16 protein-coding genes and 4 pseudogenes are annotated in these 22,217 nt (G+C 42.4%); 8 read left to right on the top strand and 12 right to left on the bottom strand.

The annotated features are described in order from the left end of the window. Positions 1-192: 192 nt before the first annotated feature. On the bottom strand, positions 193-1,020 hold the full coding sequence (locus MAS10914_RS0124700) for a hypothetical protein (protein WP_017318625.1): 828 nt from the start codon (positions 1,018-1,020) through the stop codon (positions 193-195). Positions 1,021-1,781: 761 nt separating this feature from the next. Continuing rightward, positions 1,782-2,195: a PPC domain-containing DNA-binding protein gene (locus MAS10914_RS0124695; protein WP_017318624.1), complete on the bottom strand. Its 414-nt coding sequence runs from the start codon at positions 2,193-2,195 to the stop codon at positions 1,782-1,784. Positions 2,196-2,429: 234 nt separating this feature from the next. On the opposite strand from MAS10914_RS0124695, the pseudogene MAS10914_RS33180 reads away from it, so the two are divergent. The 3 pseudogenes from MAS10914_RS33180 to MAS10914_RS35885 all read left to right on the top strand — a co-directional run. Then, positions 2,430-2,936: pseudogene (locus MAS10914_RS33180) on the top strand (dynamin family protein); the annotation flags it as partial. 259 nt (positions 2,937-3,195) lie between these two features. Further along, positions 3,196-3,516, top strand: a pseudogene (locus MAS10914_RS35890) (KGK domain-containing protein); the annotation flags it as partial. Positions 3,517-3,652: 136 nt separating this feature from the next. Next, positions 3,653-3,787 (top strand): annotated as a pseudogene (locus MAS10914_RS35885) (HNH endonuclease); the annotation flags it as partial. Between the two features lie 178 nt (positions 3,788-3,965). On the opposite strand, the gene MAS10914_RS0124675 reads toward MAS10914_RS35885, so the two are convergent. The 4 genes from MAS10914_RS0124675 to MAS10914_RS0124660 form a co-directional block, all read right to left on the bottom strand. Next, positions 3,966-5,366 carry a ferredoxin:protochlorophyllide reductase (ATP-dependent) subunit N gene (locus MAS10914_RS0124675; RefSeq protein ID WP_017318620.1) on the bottom strand — a complete coding sequence of 467 codons (1,401 nt, stop codon included), beginning with the start codon at positions 5,364-5,366 and terminating at the stop codon, positions 3,966-3,968. Between the two features lie 201 nt (positions 5,367-5,567). Further along, entirely contained in the window at positions 5,568-6,371 is an 804-nt protein-coding gene (locus MAS10914_RS0124670; protein WP_017318619.1) for a DUF5331 domain-containing protein, read from the bottom strand. Positions 6,372-6,400: 29 nt separating this feature from the next. Continuing rightward, positions 6,401-7,267, bottom strand: a complete 867-nt coding sequence (gene bchL, locus MAS10914_RS0124665; RefSeq protein WP_017318618.1) for a ferredoxin:protochlorophyllide reductase (ATP-dependent) iron-sulfur ATP-binding protein — start codon at positions 7,265-7,267, stop codon at positions 6,401-6,403. A gap of 558 nt (positions 7,268-7,825) precedes the next feature. After that, positions 7,826-8,080 carry a TIGR02450 family Trp-rich protein gene (locus MAS10914_RS0124660; RefSeq protein WP_017318617.1) on the bottom strand — a complete coding sequence of 85 codons (255 nt, stop codon included), beginning with the start codon at positions 8,078-8,080 and terminating at the stop codon, positions 7,826-7,828. Between the two features lie 375 nt (positions 8,081-8,455). Here MAS10914_RS0124660 and MAS10914_RS0124655 point away from each other — a divergent pair, with 375 nt between their 5' ends. From MAS10914_RS0124655 to MAS10914_RS34625, 3 genes are all read left to right on the top strand, one after another. After that, positions 8,456-10,390: an iron uptake porin gene (locus tag MAS10914_RS0124655; RefSeq protein WP_017318616.1), complete on the top strand. Its 1,935-nt coding sequence runs from the start codon at positions 8,456-8,458 to the stop codon at positions 10,388-10,390. Between the two features lie 602 nt (positions 10,391-10,992). After that, entirely contained in the window at positions 10,993-13,611 is a 2,619-nt protein-coding gene (clpB, locus tag MAS10914_RS0124650; protein WP_017318615.1) for an ATP-dependent chaperone ClpB, read from the top strand. Positions 13,612-13,655: 44 nt separating this feature from the next. After that, a complete protein-coding gene (locus MAS10914_RS34625) occupies positions 13,656-13,838 on the top strand; it encodes a hypothetical protein (protein ID WP_156818235.1) in 183 nt (60 codons plus the stop codon). A 92-nt stretch (positions 13,839-13,930) separates the two neighbouring features. On the opposite strand, the gene ilvC is transcribed toward MAS10914_RS34625, so the two are convergent. From ilvC to MAS10914_RS0124630, 4 genes are all read right to left on the bottom strand, one after another. Then, positions 13,931-14,926 (bottom strand): ketol-acid reductoisomerase, encoded by a 996-nt coding sequence (gene ilvC / locus MAS10914_RS0124645; RefSeq protein WP_017318614.1) that lies wholly within the window; start codon positions 14,924-14,926, stop codon positions 13,931-13,933. A gap of 103 nt (positions 14,927-15,029) precedes the next feature. Continuing rightward, entirely contained in the window at positions 15,030-15,608 is a 579-nt protein-coding gene (locus MAS10914_RS0124640) for a hypothetical protein (RefSeq protein ID WP_017318613.1), read from the bottom strand. Between the two features lie 328 nt (positions 15,609-15,936). Continuing rightward, positions 15,937-16,092 (bottom strand): hypothetical protein, encoded by a 156-nt coding sequence (locus MAS10914_RS34620; RefSeq protein ID WP_156818234.1) that lies wholly within the window; start codon positions 16,090-16,092, stop codon positions 15,937-15,939. A 502-nt stretch (positions 16,093-16,594) separates the two neighbouring features. Then, positions 16,595-17,461, bottom strand: coding sequence for an aldo/keto reductase (locus tag MAS10914_RS0124630; RefSeq protein ID WP_017318611.1), 867 nt, complete (start codon positions 17,459-17,461; stop codon positions 16,595-16,597). Between the two features lie 479 nt (positions 17,462-17,940). On the opposite strand from MAS10914_RS0124630, the gene MAS10914_RS31000 reads away from it, so the two are divergent. Next, entirely contained in the window at positions 17,941-18,570 is a 630-nt protein-coding gene (locus MAS10914_RS31000) for a YqhA family protein (RefSeq protein ID WP_198015003.1), read from the top strand. 303 nt (positions 18,571-18,873) lie between these two features. Continuing rightward, complete coding sequence (locus MAS10914_RS0124620; protein ID WP_017318609.1) at positions 18,874-20,406, top strand: SagB/ThcOx family dehydrogenase; 1,533 nt, start codon at positions 18,874-18,876, stop codon at positions 20,404-20,406. Positions 20,407-20,702: 296 nt separating this feature from the next. On the opposite strand, the pseudogene MAS10914_RS0124615 reads toward MAS10914_RS0124620, so the two are convergent. Continuing rightward, positions 20,703-20,984, bottom strand: a pseudogene (locus MAS10914_RS0124615) (DUF4351 domain-containing protein); the annotation flags it as partial. Between the two features lie 58 nt (positions 20,985-21,042). Beyond that, positions 21,043-22,005, bottom strand: a complete 963-nt coding sequence (locus tag MAS10914_RS0124610) for a DUF4351 domain-containing protein (protein WP_017318607.1) — start codon at positions 22,003-22,005, stop codon at positions 21,043-21,045. Positions 22,006-22,217 lie beyond the last annotated feature (212 nt).

Below are 22,217 nucleotides of genomic sequence, written 5' to 3'. Positions count from 1 at the left end.
CTTACTGTTTTCATTATTTGGCGTGTCTATAGAACACGAGCAAAGTGATTACACTCACAAAAGAATGTTGGTGGAAAGCACTGATACTTTCCACCAACTAGCTCACTAATAGTACGAGAAAGACCTATATCATTAACCTCGGCATTGGTTGCACTGCCGAGGTTTTTCTTTTGATAAGCTTGAACAATGATCTTAAGGGTATACAGTGTTAGCAACGAACACAGGCTTATTTCTGTAATCAGCTTCCAACTGTCGTCTTACCCTCTCATCCCAGGTTATGCCGTACTCTCGTTCAATATCTGCAACAACGAACGGACGAACACTTCCTACCATCCCTACTGTCTGACCCTGGTTAACAGCCCTTTTTGGTGTTGCACTTAATAATACTAGCAAATCTTCCGCACCAAGCAAATAGTTTGCATCTAGCGTAAATAAAACCGAACTTTGGATATTGTCAACTTCACCCCTGATCACAAGTTTCTTACCATAGTATTGGCTGGGGTTTTTAGTAATTTCTCCTGTTGTGGGTGCTATCATCATCGACTTAGCAATAATCGCAGGTTTATTGATGTGGTCTTTATAGTCTTCGTCCTGCAAATTCAGCTTATAATCCCGCTCAACACTTGGAATATTTAAGTTACGAACATCACCTGTCACTTGAACTCTTGTGTTGCTGTCAGTAGGTAAATCGAAAGGTACACCTGAAGCGTTCACCACTACTATAGGTTCGCCGCTAAAAAATCGCTCGTCACTCACCGTAAAAGAGCTTAAACCGACCTTTTTAATCGGTTTGCTTATAACCGTCACGGTTTTACTCAGAAAATCTTCTGTCTTGCTGCTGACATCATATGTATTGACAACTGGTGTAGGAGCAGCGGCATTATCGTTATAACCGACTTTAACTAGCACCGCAATCAATACGAGAGATATGATTACTTTGGCATCCCAAAGCTTTTGAAGTAGAAAGTTTCTTTCGCTACTGATTTTTTCGCTAATTTGTTTGTTGTCAAGGTTATTCATACTTCAAACACTTTTTAAACTCAAAACTTTTTAATTTCTCGTTTTTTTCTTAAAAAATTAGTAGTTAACACAAATTACCCTACTAAAAATTCAAAGAATCTTTGATTGCCAGTGCAATCTACAAAGTTGTTTTCTCAAGCCATCATCAGAATGAAGTAACAGAGAAAACATGATCTAGCAATTTCTCATCAGATATTAGCCATTCTTTATGATTTTCTCTTCTCGCTTAGGTAATACAGCTAATATCAAATAAATCGGATTGCCAATACTATGGGTAGATTTATATCTTCCTGTAGCTAACAGGCTTAAGTCTGGGGATATACGAAAAAAATCCGCCTACGCTGACCACTAAAAATCTAAGCCTTTCAAGTTAAGCAGGCTTTATTTGTGTAGTTCTATTGCACTAAGTAGGCGTTCAGAGATTTTTGTCAGAAGTATAATACAGCAGAATTCAGAACTCAGAACTCAGAACTCAGAAGTAAAAAGGGCTTTCTGTCTGGCTTTTAGACGACAGCGTTGTACTTCATTTACTTGCAAGGTGCTGTATCTATGCTGCAATCGCCTGATTCATAATTCTCATTAGACATCTCCGAAAAATGACGGTCGTCAGTTGTAGTTTGGTGTATCCTGGCAAGTAAGATCCACTCAGGTCAGAAAACTGTTGATTGCCATAACTAAACTTAGCTTCATGCGCGTAAAGGCTTCCACTAAGTAGCAACTACCGTCCCCCTCTTGGAAAGAGTCTGTCACACAGAGCAGGTTTAAGAAGGAGATTGAGAGAAATTCGGAATAATTTCTAATTCTTTGTAGCCTGTTTGTTTGTCGATGGATCTGAGAAAGGTATATTCTTCGCTGGTACCGATGACGATTTCGGCGGTGGTGTAGATAATGCATCCATCGTCAAGATGTCCACCGATGGTTTTTCCTTGTGTATCGGAAATTGCAATGTGAAGATGAACGCCAGTGGTGGCTATTGTGCCGTTAAGAGAAAGAATTTCAAATTTGTCAGGTAAAACTATACTCGTGGCTTGATTAGCAAAGCGAATTGTTGCTTGTTTTAAGCTACCAATCGCAGTTAAGATAAACCCTGCTTTAATATTTTGCCTTGCGGCAAAATTCTTTAAACTTTGTTTTAAATCTTCGTCGGATTTTAATCTAAAAGCAAATATTTTCATTGGCTATCAGGAAGTCATGTATTAAATAAATATTAAATCTTAAATGACAATACGGCAGTAAGCTACATCGTAACGATGTAACTTTTTTATCAATCAAATAGAGTTATACGTTTAATGATAACTTAGTAAATGCACTGAGGCTATATGATAATAGCTATTCATAGAATATACGGAACACTCTTAGACTGTATTTTTTAGGACTCTGAATATGCCAGGACTGCCGCTTCAGTGCATCGGCAAACTTTGCTGCAAACTTCCCAAGGTTACGATTGCGAAAGTATGGTGGAAGCAGAATCAGCAATTAGGCAATTATTGAAGTTGGATTTTGAGCCAAAAGTTTCTCAAACTATTCGCAAAACTTTCCGCTAAACTATCAATCAAACGCTCAAAACTCAGTTTTTGCCAATGGCGGATAAGCAAGCAGACGGTATTTTACAGCAGTACCCGTATGCCCGTGCTTATCTAGAGCAAACTTTGGAAAAAGAAGCTGAGGAAAAGATTGTTAATAATCGGCGGTTGCTAAGTGCGGTAGAAAAAAAGATTTTGGAGTATAATTCAGCAGTTTCAGCTATCAATAACTGTTTACAGGAGATGCAATTACATGATTATCTGTTGCCGGTTATTGGACAATCTAATGTAGAAATTGTTAATATAACTACTTCGGATAACACTTTTGTTGAGTTAAATGGTGTCATAAAAACTGGAAAATTGTATTTTTTAATACGAACTTTACGCAGATAGATGAAGTAAATTTAGTTATCTACGTTCATCTGTAATAGACTTCCTTATTCCCATGCTTTGCGTGGAGATTCTTTAATTAGAGGCTTCGCCTTTACCTTACTCCAGGCTACCTATATTATATAGCAGGCAAGCCCCTACCGGAATGCGTTCTCAGGTAGAACCTGGAAGCGAGAAATAAAAAAGAGTGAGGAAAATTCATTGCTTGGTAGAGATTGTAGAACAATCTCAGAAACTCGGGATTAGTACAGAGGTTTTTAATATGCTATCTACCAAATTTAAACGATTGGATAGAGAAGATGATTTTATTGTATTAGAAAATGAAATTTTCAACGCAGTTCAAATTGTCAATCAAGTGCTTCAAGATTTTGAACCCAAGGGAAATGATTTAAAATTTTATTGCCAAGACAAATTTCTGAGAAAATATTTCAGAAAAAGGAATGTACAAGGTATATTTAATAGAGTTGAATGGCAGTTTTCCCTCAGGCAAGGAATTGAATGTGAACTAGTCATACCTAGTAACAATGGCAGACAAAAAGGCAAACTTGAGATTAAGGTAATTTTAGAATTTTGTCCAGCAAAAAAACAAGTTTCATTCATGAGTGATGTTGGGAGTATGTCTGGTTCTCTGTCCATTACAGACAGTAAGAGGTCAGAAAATTTTGAGATAAAAGTTTCGTTAGACTTTTGTCCTGACGAAATGCTTCACCAGGAAATTTATGACCAAAAATCCTTGCATTTCCATTCCTCCAACAGTGCAGGAATAGGTGTTCCACCGCGACCAATACCAATGCCAAAATTGTGGGAAAACTCATCTAGAAACTAACCTCACTATCGACCATATCATCCCTCTAACTCTTATCTCGTTCACTTCTTACATAGCTGCCTTGCCCGAAAGGCTAATCAACAGCGATCGCTTTTTTCCTCCTCTGTGCCTGCTGCGGTTCAATAAAAAAATTAGGTGCGTTACCAAAAATGTTAACGCACCCAACAAAATTTACTAATTACTAAGCAGAGGGGTGAGCGGTGAGGTTATATTTTGGCTTCTTCCTTCACCAACTTATCCCAACCCAAATCCTTCAAATTGTTATTCCGACGTAGGGGACGAGTCACCAACTCCAGAATGTCACGCGCATTGGTAAAACCGTGAATCTGAGCAAAAGTAAACTCCACAGACCACTTAGTATTGATCCCCCTTGCTTCCAACGGGTTAGCATGAGCCATACCAGTAATGACCAAATCTGGCTTTAACTCATAAATCCGCTGCACTTGATTGTAGTTGTCTGGCTTCTCCACAATCTTGGGCAGAGGTGCGCCCATCTCCTTGCAAGTCTTCTCCAGCAACTCCAACTCAGCAGCTTGGTAACGTTTATCCATGTAGGGGATGCCGATTTCGTGAACCGTCATGCCACACCTTACTAAGAACCGTGCCAGGGAGACTTCTAACAAGTTATCACCCATGAAAAACACAGACTTGCCGCGAATAATTTTCACGTACTCTTCCAAACTTTCCCAAATTTGGGCTTCCCGTTCATCCAACCCTTTCGGAGTAATACCAAACACCGAGCATATTTTCTCAATCCAAGCGCGGGTTCCATCGGGACCAATGGGGAAGGGTGCGCCAATCAGCTTACACTTGCGACGACGCATCAAGGTAGTAGCAGTCCGGCTGAGGAAGGGGTTGACACCAGCGACATAATACCCTTCTTCAAGGGTAGGTAGTTCGGTGAAGCGCTTTGCGGGGAGCCAACCAGAAACTTTGATACCTTGCTTCTTCAGTTCAAGGGTTAATTGAGTCACGACGGGATCAGGGAGGGAGCCAAACAGCACCAAAGGTGGATGATCCACGTACTCAGATTCTTCTTTAACGACTTCTTCTTTCTTCTTACCGAAGTTGAGCAGTTTGGAAATAGCGTTGCGTTCGTTCTTCTCTGTTTCCGCCACCGGAGCCTTATCCGGACAACGTGTCGCCATTGCCGCTAACACGGTATCTTCTCCTTGAGTGAAGGCGTAGTCCAAACCGTTAGCACGAGCGACGACAATAGGAATACCAATTTCAGATTCTAGCTTGGGTGCCAAGCCTTCCAAATCCATTTTGATAATTTCCGTGGTGCAGGTACCAATCCACACAATCACGCTGGGATTGCGATCGCGCTTAATCTGCAAACACAGCCGCTTTAATTCGTCATAATCATTAAGTTGTGCGGAAATATCTCCTTCTTCCAACTCTGCCATTGCATAACGGGGTTCAGCAAAAATCATCACCCCCATCGCGTTTTGCAGGAAGTAGCCACAAGTCTTTGTACCAATCACCAAAAAGAAGCTATCTTCAATTTTTTGGTAAAGCCAAGCGACGCAGCTAATTGGGCAAAAAGTGTGGTAATTTCCAGTTTCGCACTCAAAAGTTAAAGCTTCTGATTGAGCAAGAGTCATTTTGGTATTTTCTCCCCTTAATTTTTTAAAGTTATGAGTTGTAGAAACACGACGCCAGTCACCTACAAAGGAGCCAGCACGCAAAAGACGGAGAAGCCAGTGCAGGTGACTGGCGTTAGAGACTCTCCTGCATAGCGCTGGCTCCCCATGGCGCGTCTGTTATGAGTTGTTATTCTTAACTCGTAACTCCTAACCCAGTCATTAGGTTTTGGGGAAGAGACTGGCAATCTCTGATTCATCCTCATCAAAAGAACCAGAAGATAGTTCTTCCCCTAAAAACATTTCGTTATCCGCTTCACCCTTTTGGGATGCGGTTTCGTCACCCCAAACATCATCCACAACGCGAAACTCATTCTCGTCGTCTGATGTAGTTGCTACGGAAGTTTTGCTATCCACTTCCTTCAAATCATCGAAGGAAATATCACCAAACTCATCAACTGAGTCATCTGCTTGGTGGGACAAATTGTTTAAATTTTTATCGTTGAATGAGGAATTGCCGACCCCGTTTTGAGTTACTTTGAACTCGTTTGCTCCGGTAACATCATCCATCATTGGATTGAGTCCCATAAGGGTTTCCTCATCCGTATCCCCCATATCTAACTCGTGAGCAATTGCTTCTTGCCCAAAGCCATTTATCTGAGAATTTGTCAGTGTTTCATCATGGAAGTTTTCGTCAATGACATCTGATTCCCGTTGTTTTTCCATATCTACTTTGGGAAGGACGCGGTTACCGAGAACGACATCTGGATCAAAATTCAACTCCAACACCTCGACCAAGGTATCGGCATCAGGGTTCAACTTGGAAAAGGGCAGCATTAACTGCGCCAGCTTAGGTTCCAATGCGTTAACGACTCCCAGGATGAGGTACGAAGGTGGTCGCCTACCACCATCTGGAGTGTAAACAGACTCCACCTCCATATGCAGGGTAATCCAGTCACGATTCACCTGGAAAAATTGCAACCACTTTTGCTTTATAGACTCTGTAAAACTATGAAAGAAAGCCATATCGTCCCCCATCCTGGAACTAAGATGATTTATACAATCATCAAGTCTAATTCCTCTTCTAAATTAGCAACCTGTGGTTTACTCGGATTTAGATAAAAATCGGACAACAAAGAGAACAATTCGCGGTCTGGGGAGTCATTTGGTACGACACCTTCTGGACGCGCCAAAATCTGGTCAGCAATGTTGAGATAGTAATCGCAAACGTAGTTCAAAGAGGGGTCAGATTCTGCCATTTCAAACAAAGTTTTACCCTTGACGCGGGAAACACGGATATCTTCAATCAAAGGCAAAACTTCCAGAACTGGCATTGGCACGGCTTCTATATATTTTTCAATCAAGTCGCGCTTCGAGGTGCGGTTGCCAATTAACCCAGCAAGACGCAGTGGGTGAGTCCGGGCTTTCTCCCTGACCGAAGCGGCGATGCGATTGGCAGCAAACAACGCGTCAAAGCCATTGTCAGTCACAATCAAACAGTAGTCAGCATAGTTGAGAGGTGCTGCAAAACCGCCGCAAACAACGTCACCGAGAACGTCAAACAAAATGACATCGTACTCATCAAAGGCGTTGAGTTCCTTCAGTAATTTCACGGTTTCGCCGACTACGTAGCCACCGCAGCCAGCACCCGCAGGGGGACCACCTGCTTCCACACAATCCACTCCCCCGTAGCCCTTGTAGATGACATCTTCGGGCCAGACATCTTCGTAGTGGTAGTCCTTTTCTTGGAGAGTGTCGATAATTGTTGGAATCAAGAACCCGGTCAGGGTGAAGGTGCTGTCGTGTTTGGGGTCGCAACCAATTTGCAGCACTTTCTTACCGCGCTTGGCTAAGGCGACGGAGATGTTACAGCTGGTTGTGGATTTGCCAATACCACCTTTTCCATAAACTGCTAGTTTCACTTTTGTTTGCCTCTTATAGTTTTTTGTCAAACTCGTGGCTCAAACACTTACCTTCACCTAGCGCAAGATGGCGATGTGTGAGGTCTCGTGAGTGTCATTATTGTGCAAATCACACGGAAAATAAAGGGGGGTGTCAACTCTATTAGGGTTTTATCAGGCGAATTATGGATTAATCTAACATTTTTTAGGTTTTTTGTTTTCAAAATAGTTTTTAATCCCTAAAAAACTATATTTTGATTATTTAATCTAATTTTTATATAAAAAAAGTTACAAAAAACAAAAGCTCAAAATATTACTAAATCTATTGTTCGTATCAAAAAGACCTATGTGAATAGGTAGACCTCTTGGTAGAGAAATGAGTGTCAGAGGTCTGAGGGGGTCGTGGAAAGTAAATTCGGAAATCAGTTTGCAGTTTATTGTCAACTGCTAAGACAAAGTGATTACGACTTGAGAGCGACTGCGTAAAAAATGTAAATAATTATTACAGATGAAAATATTTGTGAAATTTTGTCTAAATTATCACATCTAAAGGTCTTGGGGTAGGCAAAACTAGCCACTTCACGAAACATCCTCTCGCGGTGAATTCATCTCCTGCAAAGATTGCCAACCAGCTTGCCACTGAGAGCCATCTTGTAGTAATTTTGCATTAAGCCAGAAACGAACATTAGGGTCGCAAGCGGCTACCATTTCGGCATAGACCCACTTACCTTGATTTTTGCGGTTGACCACTTGGAAGTGTCGCCAGCCATCTACTTTTTGCTGTGACGTCCACTTAGAGCCAACTAGGTAAGGAAATTTTTGTTTTTTAGCCATTCGTGATGAGTCACTAGTTTTGCTTACTAGTGACTAGCTTACCTTTTTCAACACTGGTTATGAACTGCTTTTGCTGCTTCCTCGGGTGTTGAAACTATAAATTGGACAAAACTTTGTTATATAGGAGTGATAAAAATTCCAAATAAAATTAGGTGTTAATAATTGCTGGAAAATGCTGTTAAAATTATTTAATCTCATTAAAGACTTGACTTAAAAGTTCTACAGATGTCAGCAAATTCAACGCAAAAAAAATTATGGTTTAAAGAAAAAAGGCAAATAAGATAATATTTTATATTGTAAATTCTGCCCTGATTTTACTTGACCATTTTTTTAAAAATCGCAGTAGAGTTTTCCAGAAAGGTGTGAGGAGTTTCCATGAAAAGATATCTGCTAGTTTCTGCTGGTGGCACAGGTTTTTTGTCTTTAATTATCGGATTGTTACCTGTACAAGCAACGCCTAATTTCCAGGAGAAAGATGACACGCTGAGGCTAAATTCTCCTGAAACAGAAACTGATAAAAGCAGACTTACCAAAGAAACAAGCCAGTCGAATTCCCGTATTATTACAAGTGGAACTCAGGCAGGATTCATTGTATCTCCTGGTAGTCAACAACAAAATTCACCTGCTTCTGATTCAAAGCAGGTGAAGGATTTAGGGTTAACTGTTGCTCCTAGTTCTTCGCTTCCAATCTCAAAATATTCAAATCTATTTCAGAAATCGGACATAATGGCACAGGTTACATCTGTATCGCAATTGTCTGATGTACAGCCTACTGACTGGGCATTTCAATCACTGCAATCGCTAGTTGAGCGCTATGGTTGTATTGCTGGGTATCCAAATGGTACCTATCGAGGCAACCGCGCTATGACTCGTTATGAATTTGCTGCTGGCTTGAATGCCTGTCTAGATCGAGTCAACGAACTTGTTGCCACAGCAACCGCTGATTTGGTAAGGAAAGAAGATTTAGCCACCTTGCAGAAACTGCAAGAAGAATTCGCTGCGGAACTGGCGACACTGAGGGGTCGGGTGGATGCTGTAGAAGCTCGTGCAGCAGAACTAGAAGCAAATCAGTTTTCGATGACGACCAAACTGAATGGTGAAGCCATTATTGCAGGCATTGGTGCTACAGGAGGCTCTTCTGATAGTGATGACTCTAATATCATCCTGACAAATAGAGTGCGGTTGAATCTTAACACCAGCTTTACAGGCAAAGACTTACTGATTACTGGTTTGCAAGCGCATAACTTTTTAGGCGGTGTGGATGGTAGTGGTAGCCTTCAAGAATCTTTGGGATTATCTTCAGATATACTGAGTGCCAGTAGCGCTCGTGTGGGTTTTGAACCCCAATTTCCTGGTGTTGATCCTAAAGATTTGTCGAGCGTCGGTGCCAATGACGTTGAACTTTACAAGCTGCTATATGTCTTTCCCGTTGCTGATAAATTAACTTTGTTTGCTGGGACTGCGGCGGAAGTATCGGATGCCTTTGCTGCCAATACACCTTTTTACGGTGAAGGGCAAGAGGCGATTTCTCGCTTTGCTAATTTGAACCCTGTGATACGTGTCTCCGGAGGGACTTCTGGTTCTGGTTTGGCATCGGCTGCGGGATTTATTTTTAACATTTCAAAGCAGGTGGATCTGAGAGCTTTGTATGGCAGTGTAAATGCCAACATTTCTAGTTCGGCTGCGGATATCCAGCCTGGAGTTTCTGGCACACCCCTAGGATCAGGCGTGTTTGGGGGTAGTAGCGTTGTGGCGGCACAATTAAACTTTAGACCAAGCAGTTCTTTAGATATTGGTCTAAACTATGCCAACAGTTATCACGAAATCAACATCCTAGGTACAGGATTGACAAGTAGTGATATCGGTGCATTGGCTGGCGTTTCACTGGGAACACCGGTCAAACTTAACTCTGTTGGCGCTACGGTCACTTGGCGTTTGTCCCCAAAAGTTGCTTTATCTGGCTATGGTGCAGCGCTATTTGTTAATGATTCTTCTGGTCGTGTTGATGCTTCTACCACCTTCACTAGTTGGATGGCTGGGCTTCACTTCAATGATCTGTTCAAACCAGGGAACAATGCTGGGATTCTTTTTGGACAACCGCTCTATCGCACCTCTGCCGATGGTGATGCTAGCCTTACCGATGAGGGGGTAGATCGGGCTGTTCCTTACCATTTAGAGGCTTACTACCGCTTTAAAGTGAATGATAATATCAGCATTACCCCAGGCGCATTTATCCTTTTCAATCCCGAAGGCGATAGTAGAAACGACACAACAACTGTAGGTGTACTCCGCACCACCTTCACTTTCTAAACGAAAAATCCTTTCCTGTTTTGGTATTTTCTCAAACAGAGGGGAAAAATTAAAAACATAAAAGAACGGGTTTCTTTGAGAAATCCGTTCTTTTTTTGTTGAAGGTTATAATCTGTATCAAATGCGATCGCCTTGAACACCGATCCAGTTACAGCGCAACTCATCTGAATGAAGTACTAATTTATCTGTGTCCATCTGTGGTTCATTATTTCTTTGTGTACCTCACCCAATTGCAAACCGCTGTACATACCACCTCTGTTTGCAGTAGTCTTCTTGCAAAAGTATGATGAACGGATATTTAGAACTACAGATGCACACAGATGCACACAGATGAATTGTCTGTGTGCATTTGTGGTTTGATTTTCAGAAATTTGACTTTTGCACTCTTGTTTAAGATCTCTATATGCAAAAAGATAGTCTTTGTTGCCTGGTGCGGTTCGTATCTCTTCATCAAAGGGGTGGTAATACTCCTCTATAAAGACGTGAACACCGATCCAGTTAATTGCCCTCCTCTTTCTACAATGACCATATAAGAACAAACTATAGACTTGTTCTATCTGCGCTTTTTGTGCGCTTGGAGTAGTTCTTTCTTAATAAAGCCTATGCAACCAACTAATCCAAACCAATTTACAGAAAAAGCCTGGGAAGCGATCGCGCACACGCCAGATATTGCTAAACAATATCAACAACAGCAGATTGAAAGCGAACACCTACTGAAAGCGCTGCTGGATCAAGAAGGTCTAACCAGCGGTATTTTTACCAAAGCGGGTGTTAATCTGCAAAAACTACGCGACCGCACCGAACAATTTATTCAAAGTCAGCCCAAAGTCTCTGGTAGCAGCAGTTCCGTATACTTGGGACGCAGCTTGGACACTCTACTTGACCGCGCTGACGCGTATCGTAAGGAGTTTCAAGACGAGTATATCTCAATTGAACACTTATTGCTGGGTTATGCCAAAGATGACCGTTTCGGCAGAAAATTATACCAAGAATTTGGGTTAGACGAAGGCAAGCTAAAGAATATCATTAAACAAGTTCGAGGAAATCAGAAAGTGACCGACCAAAATCCAGAAGGCAAATACGAAGCACTGGAGAAATATGGGCGTGACCTCACCGAAGCTGCTCGTCAAGGTAAACTTGACCCAGTGATTGGACGTGATGATGAAATTCGGCGGACTATCCAAATTCTCTCGCGCCGTACCAAGAATAACCCTGTACTTATTGGTGAACCGGGCGTTGGGAAAACTGCGATCGCTGAAGGACTCGCACAACGGATCGTAGCTGGTGATGTACCCCAGTCCCTGAAAGACCGCAAACTCATAGCATTAGATATGGGTGCTTTGATTGCAGGGGCAAAATTCCGGGGTGAATTTGAAGAACGCCTCAAAGCAGTCTTAAAAGAAGTTACCGAGTCCGGCGGGAATATAGTTTTATTTATTGATGAAATTCATACCGTTGTTGGCGCTGGTGCGACTCAAGGCGCAATGGACGCTGGTAACTTGTTAAAGCCGATGTTGGCGCGGGGCGAACTGCGCTGTATCGGGGCGACAACTTTAGATGAATACCGTAAATATATTGAAAAAGACGCTGCTTTGGAAAGACGCTTCCAGCAGGTTTATGTGGATCAACCCTCTGTGGAAGATACCATTTCCATTTTGCGCGGCTTGAAAGAACGGTATGAAGTTCATCACGGGGTGAAAATTTCCGATAGTTCTTTAGTTGCAGCAGCAACCTTGTCAAGTCGCTATATAAGCGATCGCTTCTTACCAGACAAAGCAATTGACTTGGTAGATGAAGCTGCGGCGAGACTGAAAATGGAGATTACCTCCAAACCAGAAGAACTCGACGAAATCGACCGCAAGATTCTGCAATTAGAAATGGAAAGGCTGTCGCTGCAAAAAGAAAGTAATGCAGCTTCTAGAGAACGGCTAGAAAGACTAGAAAAAGAACTTGCGGATCTCAAAGAAGAACAAAGGTCACTCAATAGCCAATGGCAGTCTGAAAAAGACATTATCACGAAAATTCAGTCTGTCAAAGAAGAAATTGACCGTGTGAACTTGGAAATCCAGCAAGCAGAACGCGACTACGACCTCAACCGCGCTGCTGAGTTAAAATATGGCAAGTTAACCAGTTTGCATCGTGATTTGGAAGCAGTCGAAACTGAACTTGCTCAAGCACAACGCAGTGGAAAATCTTTATTGCGCGAAGAAGTCACTGAAGCCGACATTGCGGAAGTGATTTCTAAGTGGACGGGAATTCCCATCAGTAAGTTAGTAGAATCTGAAAAAGAAAAACTCCTACATCTAGAAGATGAACTACACCACCGCGTGATTGGACAAGAGGAAGCGGTGACAGCTGTCGCAGATGCCATTCAGCGTTCTCGTGCTGGACTCGCCGATCCGAATCGTCCTATAGCTAGCTTTATTTTCCTTGGTCCTACGGGTGTAGGTAAAACCGAACTAGCGAAAGCGCTGGCGGCGTATATGTTCGATACCGAAGAAGCGCTGGTACGGATTGATATGTCCGAGTACATGGAGAAACACGCCGTTTCCAGACTTATCGGTGCGCCTCCCGGATACGTGGGTTACGATGAAGGCGGACAACTGACTGAAGCGATTCGTCGTCGTCCTTACGCAGTGCTTCTGTTCGACGAGATTGAAAAAGCACATCCAGATGTCTTTAACATCTTCCTGCAAATTCTTGATGATGGTCGAGTTACTGATGCCCAAGGTCATACGGTAGACTTTAAGAACACCGTGATCATCATGACCAGCAACATCGGTTCGCAGTACATCTTAGATGTGGCGGGTGATGACTCACGCTATGACGAAATGCGCCATCGGGTGATGGAGGCGATGCGAAATAGCTTCCGTCCTGAGTTCCTCAACCGTATCGACGAAACGATTATCTTCCATGCATTGCACAAACAGGAATTGCGGCAGATTGTGCAGTTGCAAGTAAATAGACTACGGCAAAGACTGAGCGATCGCAAGATGTCGCTCAAACTCTCCGAATCTGCTCTTGACTTTTTGGCAGAAGTAGGGTATGACCCTGTATTTGGAGCGCGTCCGCTGAAGCGAGCAATTCAACGCGAGTTAGAAACTCAGATTGCCAAAGCTATCTTACGCGGCGAATTCAATGACGGCGATACCATCTTTGTGGATATCGAGAATGAGCGGTTGTCCTTCAGGCGCTTACCTGCGGAGGTGTTCACAGCTTAATTAGGTGAATAAATAACCTCACGCAAAGGTGCAAAGTTGAAGAATTGCACCTTTGCGTTTTTTTTTGGTATAGAAATCATCGCAAAGGTGGCGATTGGGCAAAGCCCAGCGCCCTAAAGGGCGATGCTCCAGCAGGGAGCCGCGCAAGGCGCGATGGTGCGGAGCACCCGCCCAAGGGCGATCGCCTTTCTGACATCATTAAGAAGCAGCCAGACGTTACTTATTGAAAGACATTCCCAGGTGATACCTGGGAACAATCTAAAACAGAAAATTATCTGCGTTTATCCGCGTGCATCTGCGGTTAAAATCCCAAATCAAATTAATCCTTCTTCAACCAACTGAACATGGCGCGTAAATCTTTGCCCACTTCCTCAACGGGGTGTTCAGCTTCTTGACGACGCATGGAGGTAAATCCAGGTTTACCAGCTTGGTTTTCTAGAACAAATTCCCGTGCAAATTGACCAGATTGAATTTCTTTGAGAATTTGACGCATTTCTGCCTTGGTTTGCTCGTTCACAATCCGAGGTCCACGGGTATAATCGCCATATTCAGCGGTGTTGGAAATGCTGTCGCGCATTTTGGCTAAACCGCCTTCCACAACCAAGTCAACAATCAATTTGACTTCATGGAGACATTCAAAATAAGCCAACTCTGGCTGATAACCTGCTTCCACCAAAGTTTCAAAACCAGCTTTGATTAAAGCACTTAAACCACCGCACAGAACTGCTTGTTCGCCAAACAAATCGGTTTCGGTTTCTTCGCGGAAAGTCGTTTCAAGGATACCGGCACGGCTTCCACCAATACCTTTAGCATATGCCATTGCGCGATCGCGTGCTTGAGTGCTTGCATCCTGGTACACTGCAAACAGAGCGGGTACACCTTGTCCCTGTTCATATGTTCGTCGAACCAAGTGTCCTGGACCTTTAGGTGCGACCATCACTACATCCACGTTAGCAGGTGGCACGACTTGACCAAAGTGAATATTGAAACCGTGAGCAAATAATAAAACATTTCCTTCTTCCAGATTGGGTTCAATCTCGTTTTTGTAAACAGTTTTTTGCACCTCATCTGGCAACAAAATCATAATCAAGTCAGCAGCCTTGGCAGCATCTGCGACATTTTTCACAGTCAGCCCAGCAGCTTCAGCCTTCGCCACTGACTTACTGCCCGGATATAGCCCGACAATCACATTTAAACCACTATCTTTGAGATTGAGGGCGTGGGCATGACCTTGGGAACCATAGCCAATGATAGCGATGGTTTTTCCTATTAAAAGGTCTAAATTAGCATCTTCGTCGTAGTACATCCGGGCCATAATAGCTTCTCCAGTCAGCAAGCGTCCTGATTTATTGCAAGTTTATAATCTTACCGCAAAACCTGACCTCAGCCTTCAATTGTTAAAACTCTATTGCTTATTGCTATAAGCTACCCAGCATCCATCCCACTGCCAATCCAAACGCTGCGGTTCCAGTCATCACGAGCATAGCAGCATTGAAACTATTTAAATATTTCCTTAACCTTCTCCCGGCTTTGTTGAGAGTCACTATTAAATTGCAATACCAAACTAGACGGATCATCGATTGCCAACCGATGATCATCCACAGCAAGATTATCAAAATTACTGTTAAAGCCGGAACTACAATTCCACGAGTGCTTGCTACATAAAGCAATAAAAAAGCGAAAAATAAAATATTTATCAAATACAGAATTATCGTTATACGTGAAACATTAGGTAAAGGTAAAATACATAAAGTAAAAGCTAAAATAGAACTTGAAATAACTAAAGTGAGTACCAATATCCAAGTCTTCTTGCAAAGACTATAAATAATAGAAGCTAAGGGAAAAAGAGCAAAATAAATGACTATAGGTACAGAAGCAGAAGAGACTTTTATCAACCAGCCGCTAAATATATTAATGCTTAAAAAAGCAATGAGCCAACCCCAATCTTTTAATAGCGTGTTTTGGAAAAGTTTGTGAGAGTTTTCACTGAAATTCATGTTTCCTCTCGCCCTTTTAAAAGGTAAAGTAGCTGTTTTCCTTGATTTGAATCCAATTTATTATCAGCCATTTCATCATAAGTATTGATAAACATATTACACATACCAATTCTAAGTCATTTGTGAAATAGGTATTTTTAATGAACTACCAAGGACACAAAGTAAAGAGTAACAGAGAATTTCACAAATCATTCAAAAATACTAAGTATAGCCATCCTATTTGATTTGTAAGAATATACTTACATTTGGTCTTGAGATGAAAAGTAAAATTTATTCAGCCTTGGCGATTAGAAATCGCGGCTATACAAACAAAACCTGCCTTCGCAGGTTATTTGAGAAAGTCCACGTAAGTGGTGAGTCCAGCGCTGCGGAGAGAAGTTGCCAGGAGGGTTTCCCTCCGCAGGCGACTGCGTTGGCGCAGCCTCTCCGGAGGAGACACCCGAAGGGACTTTGCTTGTGTAGTAGCGAATTTTATTCGCTTCATTTCTAAATTTTTCACTAAGTAGATAAGTAAAATAAACAGAACTACATCAAAAAATGTAAAAACTCCTGCAACCCTTGCCAATGACTAATGACTAATGACAGGCTGAATGAGTTAACTTTATTTGTGCCGACCTACTTATAGTCTTTTTGCTTATTATTTATGCATAAAAACCTTGTCAAGCAGATTATATTAGATTTCACAAAAAACAAAACATAAAAAAATCTGTTATTTAAAACAGATTTAATCAGTGTTTTTTATAGTTTTGGGATTTTACCATTTTGCCTTTAATTAAGATGAGGTAAAAATACCCAAATCCAACCATTCAATTATTTTTTGTTGGGTGGTTACTATAGCAAGCCCTAAATAATTGGTGAAAATAATATACGTTTTGTGGGCTATTGTCCATATTCCAAGGCGGATTAACGAAAACTTCACAAATTAAATAAGATTGCTCTATAGTTCAACCCAACATCCGCTGACTGCTGAAGGCAAGGTCATGTTTTTAGGTTTGGCGATCTATTCCTTGCACTTCCTCATCAGATAATTTCACATCGACAGCATGCACTGTGTCTTCAATGCTAGAAATCTTGCTAGCACCAGGAATAGGCAAGATACAAGGCGACTTAGAACGCAACCACGCCAAGACAATAGAATAAACGGATACGCCTTTTTCCTTTGCTAATTTGGCTATTGCTGGAAAATCTTGCAAGCCTTGATGGCGACGACTACCACCGAAGGGACTCCAAGGCAGAAACGTCAAACCGTTATTTTCACAATACTCCAGTACGCCATCGAACTCTGGCTGGCGATACCAAGGGTTGTACTGATTTTGCACCGAGACAATATCAACCACATCTCGCGCCCGCTTGATTTGTTCCACGGAAAAGTTGGAAACTCCTACAAAACGAATCAAACCCTCCTCGACTGCTTCTTTGGCTGGTGCGAGGGATTCTTCAATGGTGTAGTCAGGATCGGGGGCGTGATATTGCCAGACATCAATCGGTTTTTCGCCGCCCAAAGCCTCAAAGCTGATGCGGATGGTTTCGCGTAAATGCTGCGGGTTCCCATTGCGCGTCCAGTTCCCATTGGGACGCATCAAGCCGCCCTTTGTCGCAACAACAACATGACTGACATCGCCATTGTAAGTTTGCAAAGCTTTGTGAATCAGTCGCTCGCTGTGGTGCTTGTCGGATTCATCCTTACAGTAGGAGTCGGCGGTGTCAATGAATGTGATACCCAAATCCAAAGCACGATAGATGACATCAATTGACTGCGACTCTGGGGGGCGATCGCTTAAAGACATGGGCATAGCCCCTAAACCAATCGCACTTACACAGACACCTGTATTCCCTAGCTGTTTTGTTTCCATGTTTCTAGCTCAAGTTTCCAGCGTTATTAATTTGGATGATAACTAAACGTATGCGGGTATTTACCTTCTTTGAGCGAACGCCCAAGGGGCGGCTCCTAAAGGAGCATCGCCGTAAGGCGGGCGCTCCCGCGCCATCGCACCGTACTAACCCTGTACTTGAGGACTTGTCATTACCCACATTTTTTCACAAAAGGCAATCACCCTAAAAATTAGATTTTAAAACCCTAATTCTTCCGTTGCCATTCTCAATAAAAGCCAACAGACGCGAATTGAGGACTCAAGCTAAAATGCTTATTTCATAAGGATGTGAGGAGATGTGGGTAACGCTTAACACTCGTTGCAATTCTTACAACTTTGTCCCGAGTTTATCGCGAATTTGTCTCGATTAGTGAATTTTGTCCCGAGTTTGTCTCGATTCGTTGGTTATCTTAAAACTGGATGTAAAGAATTTTTACCAATTCTGAAACTGCTATACTGCCATGTTACAAACATATTTGAGCAAAAAGAATATGCTTTTGAGAAACATCCTTCAGCGAATTTTTACTGCTTGTCAACTATCCATTATAATCGCTGTATTTTGTTCGTTAGTGGCAGGGTTTACACTCTTAATATACGGCGCGCTCATGACTTTCACTACGGTCAGTCATGCTCTAACGGCAGGTCAAGTTTCTAGCAAGGAAGAAAAGATAATGGTTTTATCGTTTATCGAAATCATCGATATGTTTCTTCTTGCGACAGTTCTCTACATCACAGGATTGGGACTCTATGAACTGTTTATTGACAATCGCATCAAGGTGCCAGCCTGGCTAGAGATTCGTAGCATCGATGACCTCAAAGCTAAACTTGCCAGCGTCGTAGTAGTGATATTGGGCGTTGTGTTCCTTGGACAGGCAGTGAAGTGGGAAGGAGGAACAGACATCTTGGCTTTTGGAGTTGCTGTTGGCTTGGTGATTGCAACGTTAACCTATTTTCTGGGCGAACAACATAAAAATGACAAAAAAAAGTATTTTGCTGCTAATAACAGAAGAGGAGCAGAACTCGATTACTCACCCAAAGCCATGTCATTGATGAAACAAGACAAAGAGAGTAAGGAGACTATGCTAAGGTAATTGACTCCTATTAACAGTACTTGGAGATTCTAAGGGGAGATAAAATTTAATAATGAGATGACTGAATTCCTCTTTACAACAGAGTTCAGTCATTTTTTATTTGCGTCTCTACTAGAGCTGGCGTTGGGACCAGTATTCGGATCTATGGATGAAAAAGCATAAATGAGAAATGACAAAATCTCTCTCCCTTATCCGCTTATACCCTTATTACATCCTCTGTTTGCTCATTATTTGTACTAATTAAGACTAAATGATGATCCTCCAGAATGCCAAGATAGGTAGCAGAAGCGTATATAAACTCTTATGCCAGAACTACGCCAATCGATTGCTCAACACTACCACGAACGTACTAAGTACGACCCGCAACTCCTCGCCTCCAAGAATAAGGAGTTAGATTGGTCTAAGCAGCCTGTGCCTTTTAAAGAGTACAAAATTGGCTCTGCTTATGACCTCAAACCATACATCCAAGAAGAGTCAGAAGCATTTGCCAATAACCCAGAAGCTCTATGGTGGCAAAGGTTGTCGCGGCTGCTGTTTTGCAGCTATGGACTGACAGCAAAAATGCCTTCCATGGGAAGTGCAGTATATCTTAGAGCTGCACCGAGTGCGGGTGGTTTGTACCCTGCGGAGATGTATGTAGTTTCCCGTGGCACGCCGTTACTACCACCAGGGCTGTACAACTACCAGTGTCGAACTCATTCCCTAATGCACTATTGGGAAAGTGATGTTTGGCAGAAGCTGCAAGAAGCTTGTTTCTGGCATCCTGCTTTGGAAAGTACCCAGCTAGCAATTATCATCACTGCCGTTTTCTATCGTTCTGCATGGCGATATGAAGATAGAGCTTACCGACGAGTTTTTTTGGATGCGGGACACCTGTTGGGTAACATTGAGTTAGCTAGCGCTGTGAGTAACTATCGCCCTCACCTGATTGGTGGCTTTGTTGATGAGGCGGTGAACGAACTCCTGTACATTGATGTACAACAAGAAGGTGCGATCGCAGTTCTTCCCCTAGCAGACTTGCTGGATATTAAGCAAAACTTACCCACAGGACGAACAACCTTACCCTCTGCTAAGGAAACTAACTATCCTCAAATTCCCGATGGTGAACTACTCACGTATTTTCATCACTGCACCGAGATTCAATCAGGGACAACAGGTAAGCTCAATTTGCCTGAGGTGAAACAAGAAAAATCTTTAGAAGATAAATATAATTTTCCTTTCTGTGAAAAAATCCCTACTGCTACCCAGCCCATAGACTGGGCAGAAAAACTAGAAGGATTAGAAGTGACCATTCTCAAGCGGCGTTCTACCCGTGCCTACAGTGGTGATGATTTAACCTTTGATGAACTAAAAGCTTTACTCGATTTTACTTATCAACCTCAAAATTACGTTGACCAAGGTTTTGATAATTCAACCGATTACTTTGACCTAAATTTAATAGAAACATTTATTGCTGTTTCCGGGGTAACAGGTCTTGAGGCAGGCTGTTACTATTACGCACCCAAAGCACAAGAATTGCGACAAATTCGTTTTAAAAACTTCCGTAGAGAGTTACACTTCCTCTGTTTAGGACAAGAGTTAGGACGAGATGCAGCAGCAGTCGTTTTCCATACCGCAGATTTAAAATCAGCCGTAGCTCAGTACGGCGATCGCGTTTACCGTTATCTACACATGGATGCCGGTCATTTGGGACAAAAGCTAAATCTAGCTGCGATTCGCCTGAACTTAGGTGTTAGTGGTATCGGCGGCTTCTTTGATGACCAAGTCAATGAAGTTCTCGGGATTCCTGCAGATGAAGCAGCGTTATATATTACTACCCTGGGAAGACTAAGATAAAATGAACCGCAGAGGCATAGATAACACAGAGTCTCTTTGTGCTCTCTGTGTCTTTGTGATTCACTTGAGTTTTTGAACTGGTGTTTCAATTATCAAGCTTGGGCGTGCAATATAGCAGTTTTTGTTGACGCGGTATATCTCGACGCGATCGCCGTAAGGCGGGCGCTTTGCGCCATCGCCCCTTGGGCGGCTCCTAAAGGAGCATCGCCTAGGTTGGGGCGCAGCCCATCGCTTCTCTTCTCTACGAGAGGCTGCGCTAACGAGACGCTACTTTGAACCTTAAGCGGCGAAGAACGCTAATTTTCAGTTTCATTGAGATGTGCTTGTAACCAATTGAGCAAATCACTCATTGCTGTAAAATCTAGTAACGCTTCGCCAAGTGCTTCTAAATCTTCCTGTGAAAGAGCCTGTACTTGCTTTTTCACCTCTTGAGATAGCTCTCCTACTCGTCTTTGTAGTTGCCGTACAATGATAGTCTGTCCCCCTTCTTGTTTTCCACGCTCGTAGCCAATGCGCTCACCTGTGGTAATGTAACCCATAGTACGCTCCTGCTCAAACTCCTTAAAATCTTGCCAAAACAATCCGATCGCCGAAGGCTTAAGCTCCGCTTATCGCCTCGTTAAGCGGCGAAGAGCGCTAATTTTCAGCTTCATTAGGATGTGCTTGTAACCAATTGAGCAAGTCACCCATTGCTGTAAAATCTAGTAACGCTTCGCCAAGTGCTTCTAAATCTTCCTGTGAAAGAGCCTGTACTTGCTTTTTCACCTCTTGAGATAGCTCTCCTACTCGTCTTTGTAGTAGTCGTAGAATGATAATCTGTCCCCCTTCTTGTTTCCCACGCTCGTAGCCTATGCGCTCACCTGTGGTAATGTAACCCATAGTACGCTCCTGCTCAAACTCCTTAAAATCTTGCCAAAACTCTGCTTCTAATGCTTTTGGTAAAATCATAACCCAATCCACGAAGCGGTAAAGGTTACGAATATCTTTTTCTGGAAAACCTAATTCGTACAATCGGCGAATTAAGCTAAATTTCCAAGTTTTGCGTTCTCCTGGTTTTTTACTCGTCTGCTGTGTTTTCAAATGTGCCATCACAACCGTTGCAAAAGGATTATTGCTCTTCTCTAATTGAGTCCAACGGTTTTGATAATCGAGAAGTTTGATGGTTCCAAATTTAAAATGCAGACTCGTATCAGGATAATTATAACTGTATTGATTTGGTCGCCATTCCGGGTCTGTATCACACAAAATTGCTAAACTAATGGCTGGTTTGGCAAATCTGTCAAAAATTCGTAGGTTGTAGGAAAACATTCTTTGAGCAAAGTTATCTTCCGGTTTCGCCTGAATCTCGACATGGATTAACAGCCAAATTTCCTGTCCTTGAATTTGCCAAACTTTGACTAATTTATCTGCGTATCTTCTTCCTTGTTCAGCATTGCGGGCTATTTGTTGAAATTCCTTATCAAGAAATTCATGGGGACGTTCCCAATTAATTAATGCAGCTGTTTGAGGAAAGAAGAATTGCATTGCTTGGGGAAAGTAGGCTTCTAAGATTTCTTTCCACGGTGAATCATTATCGACCCTTTCGCGTTCGGAGGTCATGAATGAGGTTGGTAATATGGTATTGGTGTTTCAATTATCAAGCTTGGGCGTGCAATACCGCTCTTTTACGAATTTCTATAGGTGCAGCCACAGGAAACCTAACCTAGTTTGCTTATACCTGATATTATCAGCATCGTGACATATTTTTAGAGTGCGATCTTCGTAGCTTAACAAAGTTATCACCCATACCCAAATTGCTAAAATACAGACAA

The sequence above is a fragment of the Mastigocladopsis repens PCC 10914 genome (genome assembly GCF_000315565.1).
Lineage (GTDB): Bacteria > Cyanobacteriota > Cyanobacteriia > Cyanobacteriales > Nostocaceae > Mastigocladopsis > Mastigocladopsis repens.
The sequence above is the reverse complement of the archived record's forward strand: the minus strand, read 5'-3'. Positions and strand labels throughout refer to the sequence as shown.

What these genes read in the sequence shown, in the direction of transcription:
- MAS10914_RS0124700 (WP_017318625.1), bottom strand. Translation starts at nt 1,020, where the DNA reads ATGAATAACCTTGACAACAAACAAATTAGCGAAAAAATCAGTAGCGAA.
- MAS10914_RS0124695 (WP_017318624.1), bottom strand. Translation starts at nt 2,195, where the DNA reads ATGAAAATATTTGCTTTTAGATTAAAATCCGACGAAGATTTAAAACAA.
- MAS10914_RS0124675 (WP_017318620.1), bottom strand. Translation starts at nt 5,366, where the DNA reads ATGACTCTTGCTCAATCAGAAGCTTTAACTTTTGAGTGCGAAACTGGA.
- MAS10914_RS0124670 (WP_017318619.1), bottom strand. Translation starts at nt 6,371, where the DNA reads ATGGCTTTCTTTCATAGTTTTACAGAGTCTATAAAGCAAAAGTGGTTG.
- MAS10914_RS0124660 (WP_017318617.1), bottom strand. Translation starts at nt 8,080, where the DNA reads ATGGCTAAAAAACAAAAATTTCCTTACCTAGTTGGCTCTAAGTGGACG.
- MAS10914_RS0124655 (WP_017318616.1), top strand. Translation starts at nt 8,456, where the DNA reads ATGAAAAGATATCTGCTAGTTTCTGCTGGTGGCACAGGTTTTTTGTCT.
- clpB (WP_017318615.1), top strand. Translation starts at nt 10,993, where the DNA reads ATGCAACCAACTAATCCAAACCAATTTACAGAAAAAGCCTGGGAAGCG.
- ilvC (WP_017318614.1), bottom strand. Translation starts at nt 14,926, where the DNA reads ATGGCCCGGATGTACTACGACGAAGATGCTAATTTAGACCTTTTAATA.
- MAS10914_RS0124640 (WP_017318613.1), bottom strand. Translation starts at nt 15,608, where the DNA reads ATGAATTTCAGTGAAAACTCTCACAAACTTTTCCAAAACACGCTATTA.
- MAS10914_RS34620 (WP_156818234.1), bottom strand. Translation starts at nt 16,092, where the DNA reads ATGAAGCGAATAAAATTCGCTACTACACAAGCAAAGTCCCTTCGGGTG.
- MAS10914_RS0124630 (WP_017318611.1), bottom strand. Translation starts at nt 17,461, where the DNA reads ATGGAAACAAAACAGCTAGGGAATACAGGTGTCTGTGTAAGTGCGATT.
- MAS10914_RS31000 (WP_198015003.1), top strand. Translation starts at nt 17,941, where the DNA reads ATGTTACAAACATATTTGAGCAAAAAGAATATGCTTTTGAGAAACATC.
- MAS10914_RS0124620 (WP_017318609.1), top strand. Translation starts at nt 18,874, where the DNA reads ATGCCAGAACTACGCCAATCGATTGCTCAACACTACCACGAACGTACT.
- MAS10914_RS0124610 (WP_017318607.1), bottom strand. Translation starts at nt 22,005, where the DNA reads ATGACCTCCGAACGCGAAAGGGTCGATAATGATTCACCGTGGAAAGAA.